This is a genomic window from Franconibacter sp. IITDAS19 (assembly GCF_023079515.1).
In the GTDB taxonomy this organism is placed as follows: domain Bacteria; phylum Pseudomonadota; class Gammaproteobacteria; order Enterobacterales; family Enterobacteriaceae; genus Franconibacter; species Franconibacter pulveris.
Map to the genome: position 1 here is coordinate 1,074,038 of NZ_JALJCP010000001.1, position 13,808 is coordinate 1,087,845.

Genomic DNA, 13,808 nt, shown 5'->3' on the forward strand with positions numbered 1-13,808 from the left:
GGGAGAAAACCCACGAGCGGCGGCGAAGCCCCCTGGCACGTTCGCGTGAAAAGAGATGACATATGAAAACAACATTCCGGCGAACGGAACCCTTCACCTCCCGAACATATATCCCAAGAGAGTAAGGCGCAGCACCTGCGCTCCTCTCCCCAAAGGCCCGAAGGAGAACACCCGCTAAATCTCACGCCTCGCTGACTCACCCCTTTCACCACGTCCACACTTCCGTGTGATGGCGCGCGTCGCAGAAGTGTCCGAAACTGCCTTTTCTGACCAGGAATCGTCCGAATAAAACCAGACGCAGCGCGCTTCGTATACAGTTGAAGAAGTGGAGGGAGAAACTGATGAACAGACACGATATCTATTCGTTAACTAATTTTGATTTTCTGGCTAGCAGTTTTGCCCGTATGAACGGACAAGGACGACACATCGATATTCGCGCCGTCACCGGTAATATGAGCAAGGAGCAGTCCGCCTGGTTTGTTGAGCGTTACAACTTCTACCGTATGCAGGGGCAGATGAAGGCAACGAAAGCCGCCCAGGCAGAAGCGGAGTTGTGGGCGTAAATTTCAGCTAAAAAAGACAAAGCGGGTACTGAAACCCGCTTTTTTGTTGCCCGCTTGCCGTCATTTTCTTCGTCATTAATGTCGATGACACGTTGCGCCAAACCCGCCTCTTAATTAAATTACTTTAAAATCAGCGATATAAAATCTGGCACGGATTGTGAATACCCGTGAGGGTTAACCCACAGCCGGAGACTATGATGAACCGCTTCATCATTGCTGATTCAAGTAAATGCATCGGATGCCGCACCTGCGAGGTGGCGTGCGTCGTTTCCCATCAGCCGGAACAGGACTGCGCCGCGCTGACGCCGCAAACCTTTCTGCCGCGCATTCACGTCATTAAAGGCGTGAATGTTTCTACCGCCACGATGTGCCGCCAGTGCGAAGACGCGCCCTGCGCTAACGTCTGCCCGAACGGTGCCATCAGCCGCGACGACGATTTTGTCCATGTCCACCAGGAGCGCTGCATCGGTTGTAAAACCTGCGTCGTCGCCTGTCCTTATGGCGCGATGGAAGTGGTGGTTCGCCCGGTGGTGCGCAACAGCGGGGCGGGCCTGAACGTGCTGGCGGAAAAAGCGCAGGCCAACAAATGCGACCTTTGCTATCACCGCGAAGAGGGACCCGCCTGCATTCAGGCTTGCCCGACCAACGCCATCGTCTGCGTTGACCGCAACAAGCTTGCCCAGCTTAGCGCCGAGCGTCGCCGCCGCGCCGCGCTGGACAACTTTACCCATCTGGCTTTTTAAGCCGCGCTTTCACCTTTTAACAGGTCTGTTACTGATGAAAAAAATCACCAGCGTTTGTCCGTACTGCGGTGCGGGCTGCAAACTGAAACTTGTCGTCGATGGCAACAAAATCGTCCGCGCTGAAGCCGCGCCGGGCGCGACCAATGAAAACCAGCTCTGCCTGAAGGGGTATTACGGCTGGGATTTTCTTAACGATACCCGGTTGCTGACCCCGCGCCTGACCCAGCCGATGATCCGCTATGAAAAAGGCGGCAAGCTGCAACCTGTCTCCTGGGAAGAGGCTATCCGCTACACCGCGAAGCGCCTGGCGCAAATTAAGGCGGAGCACGGCCCGCGCGCCATTATGACTACCGGCTCCTCCCGCGGGACGGGGAATGAAACCAACTACGTGATGCAGAAGTTTGCCCGCGCGGTGATTAACACCAATAACGTCGACTGCTGCGCCCGCGTCTGCCACGGCCCTTCCGTGGCGGGCTTGCAGGCGACGCTTGGCAACGGCGCGATGAGTAACGCCATCAGCGATATCGAAAACTCAAAATGTCTGCTGGTGTTTGGCTACAACTGCGCCGATTCGCACCCCATCGTAGCGCGCCGGGTACTGAAAGCGAAGCAGAACGGGGCGAAGATTATTGTCTGCGATCCGCGCAAAATCGAGACCGCGCGTATCGCCGACCAGCATTTGCAACTGAAAAACGGCAGCAACATGGCGCTGGTCAACGCCTTTGGCTATGTGCTGCTGGAAGAGGAGCTTTACGACAAAGAGTACGTGGCGCGCTACACCGAAGGGCTGGAGGCGTATCGCGAGGCGGTGAAAGCGTACGCGCCGGAAGCGGTGGCGCACCTCACCGGCCTTAGCGCGCAACAGATTCGTCAGGCGATGCGCACTTACGCCGCCGCGCCGTCCGCCACCATCATGTGGGGTATGGGCGTCACCCAGTTCGGCCAGGCGGTTGACGTGGTGAAAGGGCTGGCGAGCCTTGCGCTGCTGACCGGCAACCTTGGGCGCGAGCATGTCGGCGTCGGCCCGGTGCGCGGGCAGAACAACGTGCAGGGCGCGTGCGATATGGGCGTACTGCCCGATTTTTTCCCGGGGTATCAGAAAGTCACCGACCCGCAGGCGCGCGAGAAATTCGCCCGCGCCTGGGGTATCGATCCCGCCGCCATGGATAACCAGACCGGCGTGCGCATTACCGAGGTGCCGCATCTGGCGCTGCAGGGCAAAGTCAAAGCCTATTACATCATGGGGGAAGATCCGCTGCAGACGGAAGCGGATCTCGGCCTCGTGCGCGAGGGCTTCGCGGCGCTCGATTTCGTGGTGGTGCAGGACATCTTTATGACCAAAACCGCCGAAGTGGCGGACGTGCTGCTGCCCGCCACCGCCTGGGGCGAGCATGGCGGCGTGTTTACCTGCGCCGACCGGGGCTTTCAGCGCTTTGAAAAAGCCGTCGAGCCGCAGTATGACGTGAAGCGCGACTGGGAAATCATCAGCCTTATCGCCAGCGAAATGGGCTATCCGATGCATTACGACTCGAACCAGCAGATCTGGGACGAAATGCGCGAACTCTGCCCGCTCTTCTATGGCGTCACTTACGAAAAAATGGGCGATATGGGCCATGTGCAGTGGCCGTGCCCGACGCTCGATCATCCCGGCACTCCCTATCTTTACCATGACAACCGGTTCGCCACGCCGAGCGGCAAAGGACAATTGTTCGCCGCTCCCTGGCGTGCGCCTGCGGAACGGCCTGACAGCGACTATCCGCTGGTGCTCTGTACGGTGCGCGAAGTGGGCCACTACTCCTGCCGCTCGATGACCGGTAACTGCGCGGCGTTGCAGACGCTGGCCGACGAGCCGGGCTTTGTGCAGATGCATCCGCAGGATGCGGAAATGCTCGGCGTGCGGGATAGCCAGCTGGTGTGGGTGAGCTCGCGTCGCGGCAGGGTAATAAGCCGCGCCGAGGTCAACGAGCGCATCAACCCGGGCGCGGTTTATATGACCTACCAGTGGTGGATAGGCGCCTGCAACGAGCTGACCCAGGACAACCTGGACCCCATCTCCGGCACGCCGGAGACCAAATACTGCGCGGTGAAGGTCGAGGCGATAGCCGATCAGCGCCAGGCGGAGAGCTTTGTGCAAACCACTTACAGCGGCATGAAAAACCGCCTGCGGGAGACCGTCGACGCGTAAGTGTTTCCTGATAGCGCGGGCCGTGTTGGTCCGCGCCTTTTTTTGACGACAAGATGAACAGCAACGGCACGGTTTTACGTATTCAGGGCAGGGTGCAGGGGGTGGGATTTCGTCCCTTTGTCTGGCAACTGGCCCACAAGCTTAACCTGACAGGCGACGTCTGCAACGACGCCGCTGGCGTCGAGGTGCGTCTGGCGGATAAAGAGGGGGCGTTTATCGCCGCGCTTTACGCCCACTGCCCGCCGCTGGCGCGCATTGACAGCGTGCAGGCGCAGGCGTTCCAGTGGCCGCAGCCGCCGCAGGGCTTCACCATCCGTGAAAGCGCGGGCGGCGCGATGCAGACGCACATCGTCCCGGATGCCGCAACCTGTCCCGACTGCCTGCGCGAGCTGAATGACCCGGCCAACCGCCGCTACCGCTATCCGTTTATTAACTGCACCCACTGCGGTCCGCGCCTTACCATCATCCGCGCCATGCCCTACGACCGCCCGCTTACCGCGATGGCGGATTTTCCGCTTTGCGCGGCGTGCGCCCGCGAGTATGCCGACCCGTCTGACCGGCGCTTTCACGCCCAGCCGGTAGCCTGCCCGCATTGTGGTCCGCAGCTTTTCTGGCGGGCGGGCGCGGAAAGGGCGCAGAAAGAGGCGGCGCTGCAGGCGGCCGTCGCGGCGCTGCAGGCCGGGCTTATCGTCGCGGTGAAAGGAACAGGCGGCTTTCACCTGGCCTGCGATGCGCAAAACCCGGCGGCGGTGGCGCGGCTGCGGGCGCGCAAGCGCAGGCCGGCGAAACCGCTGGCGGTCATGCTGCCAGACGCCGCCGGGCTGACGCCCGCTATCCAGGCTCGCCTTTCCACCCCTGCGGCGCCCATCGTGCTGGTGGAGAAACAGGTGTTGCCCGCGTTAAGCAGCGCCATCGCCCCGGGGTTGAACGAGGTGGGGGTGATGCTGCCTTCAAACCCGCTCCAGCATCTGTTAATGCAGGCGCTGGCGCGCCCGCTGGTGATGACCTCCGGCAACCTCAACGGCCGTCCGCCTGCGTTGACCAATGAACAGGCGCTGGACGAGCTGGCGACGATAGCGGACGGTTTTTTGCTGCATAACCGCGACATTCTGCAACGGATGGATGACGCGGTCATGCGCGCCGATGGCGAAGTGCTGCGCCGCGCCAGGGGCTTCGTGCCGGACGCCATCGCGCTGCCGCCGGGCTTTCGTGAGGCGCCGCCCATGCTTTGCCTGGGGGCCGATCTGAAAAACACCTTTTGCCTGGCGCGCGGCGGCGAGGCGGTGCTGAGCCAGCACCTGGGCGACCTGAGTGAAGAAGGGGTAGAGGCGCAGTGGCGTCAGGCGCTCGACACCCTGAGCGACATGTATGACTTTCACCCGCAGCGGGTCGTCACCGACGCGCACCCGGGCTATCGCACCACGCAACTGGCGCAAACTATGGGGCTGCCCGTGCAGCGGGTGCTGCATCACCACGCCCATCTCGCCGCCTGCCTGGCGGAGCACCGCTGGCCTCTGGAGGGCGGGCCGGTTATTGGCCTTGCGCTGGATGGCATCGGCATGGGCGCGAACGGGCAGTTATGGGGCGGGGAGTGTCTGCGGGTGGATTACCGCCAGTGCGAGCGGCTGGGCGGCCTGCCCGCCGTGGCGCTGCCCGGCGGCGACCTTGCGGCCCGCCAGCCCTGGCGCAACCTGCTGGCGCAGTTTCTCGCGTTCGTGCCCGGCTGGCAGACGCTGCCGGAGGCCGCCGCGCTGCTGGCGAAACCCTGGCGGCCGCTGGCGCGCGCGGTAGCGCGAGAGGTGAATTCGCCGCGTGCCTCTTCCTGCGGGCGGCTGTTCGATGCGGTCGCCGCCGCGCTGGGCTGCGTGGGGGAGACGCAAAGCTACGAAGGCGAAGCCGCCTGCCTGCTTGAAGCGCTGGCGACGCGGGGCGGGGCGGTAGCGCATCCGGTGACGTTGCCATTGGTGGAGGGCGAGCTGGACATGGCCGCCTTCTGGGCGCAGTGGCTGCGCTTCGATGCGCCCGCTTGCGCGCGCGCCTGGGCCTTTCACGACGCGCTGGCGCAGGGGCTGGCGACGCTTGCCCGCCACCACGCGCGGGCGCAGGGCCTGAGCGTTATCGCCTGCGGCGGCGGGGTGCTGCACAACCGGCTGCTGCGCGAGCGGCTCACCTTTTATCTGCGCGATTTCACACTGCTGCTGCCGCGAGCGCTGCCCGCAGGCGACGGCGCGATAGCGTTCGGTCAGGCGGCGATCGCCGCCGCCACGTTTTCTTAACCCACAGGATAGCTTCGATGTACAGAACTCTGCTAAGCAACAATCCGCGCGCGCTGGCGCTGTTCAGCGCCCTGATTTTCGCCAACCTGGCCGCCTGGGGCTGGGCGCTTTTCGCATTTCACAACAGCCCGACGCTGATGGCGGCAAGCCTGCTCGCCTGGGGCTACGGGTTGCGTCACGCCGTGGACGCTGACCATATCGCGGCGATTGATAACGTCACCCGCAAGATGATGCAGCGCGGCCAGCGGCCGTTTGGCGTCGGCGCCTGGTTCTCGCTCGGCCATTCGAGCATTGTGGTGCTGGCCTCCATCGCCATCGCCGCCACGGCCGCCGCCATTAAAGACGATCTGACCTGGTTTCACGATGTGGGCGGCGTCATTGGCACTGCCGTTTCCGCCGCGTTTCTGCTGGCGATGGCGCTGGTGAACCTCGTGATTTTGCGCGGCGTCTGGCAAAGCTTTCGCAAGCTTAAACGCGGTGAAGCGCTGGCAGGCGATGAAGCGGCGAGCGGCGGCGCGATGAGCTGGCTTTTCCGCTCCGCCTTCGGGCTGGTGGGCAAAAGCTGGCATATGTATCTGGTGGGCTTTCTCTTCGGGCTGGGGTTCGATACCGCAACGGAAATCGGCGTGCTCGGCATCTCGGCCGCCAGCGCCAGCCATGGCATGTCGATGTGGTCGATTCTGGTTTTCCCGGCGCTTTTCACCAGCGGTATGGCGCTTATCGATACCCTCGATAATTTCGTCATGGTGGGCGCGTATGGCTGGGCCTTCAACAAGCCGCAGCGCAAGCTCTATTACAACATGACCATAACCGGCAGCTCGGTGGTGGCGGCGCTGTTTATCGGCGGGCTGGAGGCGCTGGGGTTGCTGATGGATAAATTCGGCCTGTCCGGCGGCCTCTGGGCCTGGGTGGCGCGGGTGAACGACAACCTCGGCGACGCCGGGTTTGTCGTGGTCGGTCTGTTTCTCCTCTGCTGGCTGGTCTCCTTTATTAACTATCGCCTGAAGGGCTATGACGCGCTGGCGGTGAGTTAAGCGTTCGACACGTCATTTTTGACGAAGGGCGGCGGCGCGACAGCGGTCGCGGCCCGATTTTCGCGGCCTTCGCGCCTGTGGGCGGCTGGCACGGTTTCTGCATTAAGACATTCAGATAAGCAGGCCGAACCCGGTCTGCGGATTATTGAGCTAACTGGAGCACTACGGATGAAAAAAGTCGTCACGGTTTGCCCCTATTGCGCGTCGGGTTGCAAAATCAACCTGGTGGTCGATAACGGCAAGGTCGTTAAGGCGGAAGCGGCGATGGGGAAAACCAATCAGGGTGATTTATGCCTGAAGGGCTATTACGGCTGGGATTTTATTAACGATACCCAGATCCTCACCCCGCGCCTGAAAACGCCGATGATACGCCGTCAGCGCGGCGGCAAGCTGGAGGCGGTCTCCTGGGAGGAGGCGCTGAATTATGTGGCGGAAAAGCTTTCCGCCATTAAAGCGAAGTATGGCCCGGATGCGATTATGACCACCGGGTCGTCGCGCGGCACCGGCAATGAAACCAACTATGTGATGCAAAAATTTGCCCGCGCGGTTATCGGCACGAATAACGTCGATTGCTGCGCGCGCGTCTGACACGGCCCCTCGGTTGCAGGTCTGCACCAGTCGGTCGGTAACGGCGCCATGAGCAACTCCATCGTTGGCATTGAAAATACCGATTTAGTGTTTGTCTTTGGCTACAACCCGGCGGATTCGCATCCTATCGTCGCCAATCGTGTTATCAAGGCGAAGAAAAAGGGGGCGAAAATTATCGTCTGCGATCCGCGTAAAATAGAGACCGCGCGTATTGCGGATATGCATCTGGCGCTGAAAAACGGCTCCAACATCGCGCTGCTCAACGCCATGGGCCACGTGATTGTGCAAGAGGAACTTTACGATCGCGCCTTCGTGGCCTCGCGCACCGAAGGGTTTGAGGAGTACTGCAAAATCGTTGAGGGCTATACGCCGGAATCGGTGGAAAGCATCACCGGCGTTAGCGCGGCGGATATTCGCCAGGCGGCGCGCATGTACGCGCAGGCGAAAAGTGCGGCGATCCTCTGGGGAATGGGCGTCACCCAGTTTTATCAGGGCGTTGAGACGGTACGTTCGCTCACAAGCCTTGCGCTGCTCACCGGCAACCTGGGCAAACCGAGCGCGGGCGTCAACCCGGTGCGCGGGCAAAACAACGTGCAGGGCGCGTGCGACATGGGCGCGTTGCCCGATACCTATCCAGGCTATCAGTACGTGAAATTCCCTGAGCATCGCGAGAAGTTCGCGAAGGCCTGGGGCGTGGCGTCGCTTCCCGAGCACACCGGCTATCGCATCAGCGAGCTGCCGCACCGGGTGGCGCATGGCGAGGTGCGCGCGGCGTACATTATGGGCGAAGATCCGCTGCAAACGGATGCTGAACTGTCGGCGGTGCGTCAGGCGTTCGCGGATCTGGAACTGGTTATCGTGCAGGATATCTTTATGACCAAAACCGCCTCGGCGGCGGACGTCATCCTGCCTTCCACCTCCTGGGGCGAGCATGAGGGGGTTTATACGGCGGCGGACCGCGGCTTCCAGCGCTTCTTTAAGGCGGTGGAGCCGAAGTGGGACCTGAAAACGGACTGGCAGATAATCAGCGACATCGCCACCCGCATGGGCTACCCGATGCACTACAACAACACGCAGGAGATCTGGGACGAGCTGCGTCATCTTTGTCCGGACTTCTACGGCGCCACCTACGAGAAAATGGGTGAGCTTGGCTACATTCAGTGGCCGTGTCGCGATGAGTCGGACGCCGATCAGGGCACCGATTATCTGTTTGAAAAGGCCTTCTCGACGCCGAACGGCCTTGGGCAGTTCTTCACCTGCGACTGGGCGCCGCCGCTTGACAGGGTGACGGAGGAGTACCCATTAGTGCTTTCAACGGTGCGCGAAGTGGGGCACTACTCGTGTCGTTCGATGACCGGCAACTGCGCAGCGCTGGCAGCGCTCGCCGACGAACCTGGCTACGCGCAGATCAACACCGCTGACGCGAAGCAGTTGGGCATTGAGGACGAAGCGCTGGTATGGGTGGTTTCGCGCAAAGGCAAAGTTATCACCCGCGCGCAGGTCAGCGACCGGCCCAACAAAGGGGCCGTTTATATGACCTACCAGTGGTGGATAGGCGCCTGCAACGAGCTGGTGGCGGAGAACCTGAGCCCCATTACCAAAACGCCGGAGTACAAGTACTGCGCCGTTCGGGTGGAAGCCATCGCCGACCAGCGAAGCGCCGAGCAGTATGTGATTGAAGAGTACAACAAGCTAAAAACCCGTTTGCGGGAGACCGCGCTGGGTTAATTGCGATAGCGTGAAAAGCGCGCGCCATCCCCTTTCGCCAGATAATGGACGGATTGAGTGGATTATCCGGCCTGATTTAGGCACAGGGGATGGCGATTAATCGCAAGCTAAACACGTTGGTGCTTAGTGCACATGTATAGCCTGATCATCATCATTAAAAATAAACTGGGCCTCTTCTGCTGGCGATGCAGGCAGCTTCAGTTCGATGACGGGCACCCAGACCGCGTTATCCGTGCTTTGCAACAGATCCCGTTGGTTATTCTGCGCGCTGCTCAGCCCGGAAGTGCCGCTAATGTAGAAAAAAGCCTCGATCGGCAGGGTGCGTTGCATTCCCTGTGCCCAGGTCGCCAGGCGCAATTCATTTTGCTCATTGAATGATTCATCGCTGATCAACGCCATGCTACGTATTGCCTGGTAGTATCCATCGGCACGGTCATAAACGCTGTTGCTGCGTGTTTCAAACCCGCACTGATAAAGATGGCTTCTGCCGCCTTCCAGATAATGGTCGTACCATTGTTCGGCAGTATAGATATTTTGCTGCTGGCAGGGACCGCTTTGCGTCGGATACTGAGAGCTGGGCCCGCAACCGCTGTCGCTTCGGTATTCTGAAGCCGCATCGATCGGCCAGATGCAAAGCACGTCGATAGAGGTTGTCTTACCCGCCGGCGCGTTCATGAAAGGATAAAAAATAAAGCCATTATTATAGGAGTAAGCGAGTTTATTAAATTTCGCATCTTTTCTTAGCCACGAAAATGAAACCCCGCCGCTTTCCTGAGAGGCAGGACTCGGGTCCCATGTATGGTATTGATCCGAATAAACATCGGTGCCGCGAATAAAGACGCCGGAACATAAATAAGCAGGCTGGGCCGAAGAGCCGCAATCAGCAGGGGTGGCGTTGTAACTGTCGGTTATAGCTTTCGCAATGTCTGGACCATTGGTTTGCGCCGCCTCGCTAAAATTAAATGGAGCCAGCGCAGCAAGTAAAATAATTACGGTTATTTTAAGTAGCATAAATCACCTTTAATAAAATGCTGTGTGAAGTTGTGGCCTGAAAAAGCCACGCTAATTATTTTAAACGAGAGCGTATTGTCAGCATTATCGGCAAAGCGCTCCCGCCTTTCTTTCAAGGTTAATGATGTATTGGTTTATTTAGCGAAAAGAAAATAAACGTGTTGTTTTATTAATGGCTTGTCGGCTCCGGAATAAGCTGATCGGCAGCGGAATAGCTGAACACGGCATTTCCCCCCGGCGACTGCGGCAGTGTTAATTTAATAACCGGCACCCAGATGTGGTTGGTGGTGGTGTTATAAAAATCCTGCTGATTTTTACGCGCGCTATCCAGACCGGAACTGCTTTCCACAATATAAAAGAACGCTTCGATGGGCAGAGAATCTTGTTTACCTTGCGCCCATGTAGCCAGCCGCAGCTCATTTTGCTCCGAGAAATATTTACTCTCGATTTTAGCCCTGCTCAAAATGCTTTGATAAAAGCCTGCGGCAGTGTCCTCGCTGCTATAGTCGCTGGTGGTAAAACCACACATATAAAGATGATTTTCCCCACCTTTTTCAAAATGGGCATACCACTGGTCTGCGGTGTAGATACCCTGCTCCTGACACGGCACGCTTTCTTGCGGGTAGTCGCTGGACGCGCCGCAGCCCGCGTCACTGCGGTAGACAGTCCATCCATCTACGGGGAAGGCGCACATAATATCAATGTTAGTGTCAATGCCTTCGTTGTCGGGCGCCCAGAAATAGGGATAAAAAATAAAGCCATTATTATAATCGTAAGCAACAGAACTGAATTTAGAATCAGCCCGTAAATAAGAAAAGGAAACCCCGCCGCTGGATTGCGATGAGGGGCTGGGGTCCCAGGCATGGAATTGCGTGGAAAAGACATCGGTACCGCGAATTAAGTTGCCAGAACATAAAAACGCAGGCGTACTGCTTGAGCCGCAATCCTTCTCGGTATCGGCATAGTCAGTATTAAGATATTCCGCCGTTTGTTGGCCGCTGGGTCTGGCCAGGCGGGCAGGGTGCGTTTTTAAATATTCTGCTTTGGCTTCTTTTAACGTCTGCGCTTGTGCACCGGTGGCGGCTAAAATAAGCGAGAGATACAGTGTGAAGGTAGACTTTTTCATAAGCTGTCCTTGGTAAATCGTGATTGTTATTAAATAAGGTCAAAAGTTTATTATAATGATCAGAGTTAAAGTTTATTCCGGGTTAGCGCCTCCTCGATTTAATTAAAAATAAAATGAGTATTATCTTTGCAAGTGAAAATAAGGTGAGGGAAAGCGTTCCCTCACCTTAAAGTTATTCAGCCCGATAAGAGATATTACCGTTAATCGTCGATGGGAAATCATTCACGCCTGATGCAGGGTCGCCCCATACCACCACGCTGTTATCCGCCTTCAGGGCGGCAAAAGCATGCGTATTGGAATAGATAGCGCAAACGTCGGTTAATTGACCCGCAACCGCAGTCGAGTTACCGCCCGTACTGGAATCACCCCAGGTGACGACATGACCAGAACGGGTCAGCGCGGCAAAACTGCCAGAAGTAGCGCTAAGCGCAACGATATCCCTTAACTGGCCGGCGACTGATGCGCTGTTGGCGCCATATAGCGGGTTCCCCCAGCTAATCACCGTTCCGTCGGCGCAAAGCGCGGCAAAAGCGCCATAAGTGCTTTTTACGTCAAGAATATCGGTACGGTAACGATACGCGTCTGGCAGGTTATTGCCATATTCAGGATTGCCCCAGCAGACAATCGCGCCACTGGTCAGCAAAGCGGTAAACGCGCTCTCTGTCGCGACCAGGCGCAAGGCATTGCTGACATAAGCGACCTCGGCGCCGTTTCCGCCATAATCTTCATCGCCCCAGGCAGCGATGGTGCCCTGGGCGATAACGCCAAAGGCGCGTCGGGAGGCGCAGCAATCAGAAATCCCCCGTAATGCGCCAGCATGCTGGCTGATAGCGCCGCCTGCGTCTGCATCACCCCAGGCGAAAGCCTGCCCGTTGTTGTTAATGACGACAAAAGCATTGTCGTTCGCAAACAGCGATTTAATGTCGTACATACTGGCAATATAAGGCGGCACGGTCAGATTGATGACTGAAGGGGTGTCTACACCCCAGCCCCAGCTCTGGATATAGGGCGGCACGCTGGAGCGCAGAGCAAAGGTCCCGCGGGAGCCTTTTATTTCCAGTACGCTATTTAATACCGCAATGTTTGCCGGCAGCATGCCACCTTCATTGCCGTCACCCCAGGAGAATATCGAGCCGTCGGATCGCAGGGCGGTGAAAGCATAAAAGGTAGCCGCCGGGCAGGCGACGCCATAATTGACCTGCGTCGACGGCGAATAACCACCCCAGCCCGCAACGCCCCATCCGGCGCAGCTGCCGTTATTAAGACGAGCAGCAAAAGCGCCTGCGGAAGTACTGTCGTCAGTCCATTCGCCATTGCCAATAATATTGGAAGGATTAAGGGTAACGGTTTCACCCGACGGCAGGCTGACATCCAGATATTGTTCAGGCGCAACATCAAGAAAGGCGCTTGCGGCTGTTGAGGTGGACGCGTTGCGGTAACGCCATGTGGCCGATACAGGAAGCAAAGTAAGCGCATCCAGCGCAACCAGTCTGCCGGTCTGACGTTGACCGGAAGCGCGCAGGCTGGTTCTTGCGCCGCGGATGAGCAAAAGCGGTTCGCCTGCACTGATATCAACATTAACAGCGCGGCTATCGCCATTATCAAGACTGGCGGTAATCGTTGCCGTGCCGGTAGTTACCGAGGTCAATTGGTTTGTGCATTGCCCTTGCGCATTGGTGACAGTGGAGGAGGAGCTTAACGACCCAAGCGTGGTATGCCAGTGGACGGTCTGGCCGCTGGCGGGGAGTTGGGTGAGGGTATCGATAACCGTAGCGGTAAACGTCGCGGCATCGATACCGTCATTCTTGATGCTGTTTTTGTCGGTATAGAGCGAGCTGATGATAAGCGAATCCGGCACTACGGTTGCGTTAAGTTCCACAACCCAACTGCCGTCAGCATTTTGTTTGGGTTCGCTAAAGCTCCAGCCATCAGGGAAGCCGGAATAAGTCAGTATAGTTATCTGGCCGCCGCGGTATTCCAGCACAATATTGCCATTACCCGACCAGGCTACTTTACCGGTAGAAGGATCATAATCACCAAAAGGGCAGTAGGCGGAAACAGCGCTGCCGTCGGTGCGGCCTGGCAAGCCGAGCATGCCGTCTCTGCCAGGGAGCGTGAGCGCGCTTATCTGCGTGGTGCTTACGCCTACGACAAACTGCGCTGCTATGGCGTTAGGGACATCCTGGCTGGCGTCAATATGTAACCAGACGGGAACGACCAGCGAAGGATCAACGCCGAGATAATGCAGCGGAACCTGAGCGCTCGGCCATAACGTTTGTAAATCTGCGCAGTTAGCGCTGAGCATGGTCTCGATATGATTAAGGTAATTGATGCTGCTGTCTGCCGGGTTAACGTCACTAAAGGCGAAGGCGTGCATATTCGCCATAGCAACAGAGCGGTAGAGCCATTCCCCCGAACGATTAGCAATATCACCGGTTTCGCCATGTAAGACATCAATGGCGTTCTGTCCGCCAAAATTAGGCTGGGTATAAAAGATAAGGCTGCCGGCCGCCTGCTGAGAAGAAAGGTGAGAGTTCATAGTTGGTCTCCTGTA

The 13,808-nt window shown here is 58.2% G+C and carries 9 protein-coding genes; 6 read left to right on the forward strand and 3 right to left on the reverse strand.

Going from position 1 to position 13,808, the window contains the following annotated elements:
- The first annotated feature begins 341 nt into the window (after window positions 1-341).
- The 6 genes from glgS (at window position 342) to fdhF (MT962_RS05235) (ending at window position 9,117) form a co-directional block, all read left to right on the forward strand.
- Entirely contained in the window at window positions 342-563 is a 222-nt protein-coding gene (glgS, locus tag MT962_RS05210) for a cell surface composition regulator GlgS (RefSeq protein WP_024559475.1), read from the forward strand.
- A 197-nt stretch (window positions 564-760) separates the two neighbouring features.
- Window positions 761-1,306, forward strand: a complete 546-nt coding sequence (gene hydN, locus MT962_RS05215) for an electron transport protein HydN (protein ID WP_024559476.1) — start codon at window positions 761-763, stop codon at window positions 1,304-1,306.
- A 34-nt stretch (window positions 1,307-1,340) separates the two neighbouring features.
- Window positions 1,341-3,491: a formate dehydrogenase subunit alpha gene (gene fdhF / locus MT962_RS05220; RefSeq protein ID WP_048887354.1), complete on the forward strand. Its 2,151-nt coding sequence runs from the start codon at window positions 1,341-1,343 to the stop codon at window positions 3,489-3,491.
- 53 nt (window positions 3,492-3,544) lie between these two features.
- Window positions 3,545-5,767, forward strand: a complete 2,223-nt coding sequence (gene hypF, locus MT962_RS05225; RefSeq protein WP_247364841.1) for a carbamoyltransferase HypF — start codon at window positions 3,545-3,547, stop codon at window positions 5,765-5,767.
- Between the two features lie 17 nt (window positions 5,768-5,784).
- Window positions 5,785-6,801 (forward strand): HoxN/HupN/NixA family nickel/cobalt transporter, encoded by a 1,017-nt coding sequence (locus MT962_RS05230; RefSeq protein ID WP_048887356.1) that lies wholly within the window; start codon window positions 5,785-5,787, stop codon window positions 6,799-6,801.
- Window positions 6,802-6,969: 168 nt separating this feature from the next.
- Window positions 6,970-9,117 carry a formate dehydrogenase subunit alpha gene (fdhF, locus tag MT962_RS05235; protein ID WP_081708413.1) on the forward strand — a complete coding sequence of 716 codons (2,148 nt, stop codon included), beginning with the start codon at window positions 6,970-6,972 and terminating at the stop codon, window positions 9,115-9,117.
- A 123-nt stretch (window positions 9,118-9,240) separates the two neighbouring features.
- Here the strand turns inward: fdhF (MT962_RS05235) and MT962_RS05240 are convergent, their stop codons facing one another.
- From MT962_RS05240 to MT962_RS05250, 3 genes are all read right to left on the reverse strand, one after another.
- Window positions 9,241-10,128 (reverse strand): HvnC protein, encoded by an 888-nt coding sequence (locus tag MT962_RS05240; protein WP_247364848.1) that lies wholly within the window; start codon window positions 10,126-10,128, stop codon window positions 9,241-9,243.
- Between the two features lie 169 nt (window positions 10,129-10,297).
- Entirely contained in the window at window positions 10,298-11,254 is a 957-nt protein-coding gene (locus MT962_RS05245; RefSeq protein WP_024560098.1) for a hypothetical protein, read from the reverse strand.
- A gap of 172 nt (window positions 11,255-11,426) precedes the next feature.
- The gene (locus MT962_RS05250; protein ID WP_247364853.1) at window positions 11,427-13,793 is read right to left on the reverse strand and encodes an Ig-like domain-containing protein; all 2,367 of its coding nucleotides are present in this window, start codon (window positions 13,791-13,793) and stop codon (window positions 11,427-11,429) included.
- Window positions 13,794-13,808 lie beyond the last annotated feature (15 nt).

What these genes read in the sequence shown, in the direction of transcription:
- glgS (WP_024559475.1), top strand. Translation starts at nt 342, where the DNA reads ATGAACAGACACGATATCTATTCGTTAACTAATTTTGATTTTCTGGCT.
- hydN (WP_024559476.1), top strand. Translation starts at nt 761, where the DNA reads ATGAACCGCTTCATCATTGCTGATTCAAGTAAATGCATCGGATGCCGC.
- fdhF (WP_048887354.1), top strand. Translation starts at nt 1,341, where the DNA reads ATGAAAAAAATCACCAGCGTTTGTCCGTACTGCGGTGCGGGCTGCAAA.
- hypF (WP_247364841.1), top strand. Translation starts at nt 3,545, where the DNA reads ATGAACAGCAACGGCACGGTTTTACGTATTCAGGGCAGGGTGCAGGGG.
- MT962_RS05230 (WP_048887356.1), top strand. Translation starts at nt 5,785, where the DNA reads ATGTACAGAACTCTGCTAAGCAACAATCCGCGCGCGCTGGCGCTGTTC.
- MT962_RS05240 (WP_247364848.1), bottom strand. Translation starts at nt 10,128, where the DNA reads ATGCTACTTAAAATAACCGTAATTATTTTACTTGCTGCGCTGGCTCCA.
- MT962_RS05245 (WP_024560098.1), bottom strand. Translation starts at nt 11,254, where the DNA reads ATGAAAAAGTCTACCTTCACACTGTATCTCTCGCTTATTTTAGCCGCC.
- MT962_RS05250 (WP_247364853.1), bottom strand. Translation starts at nt 13,793, where the DNA reads ATGAACTCTCACCTTTCTTCTCAGCAGGCGGCCGGCAGCCTTATCTTT.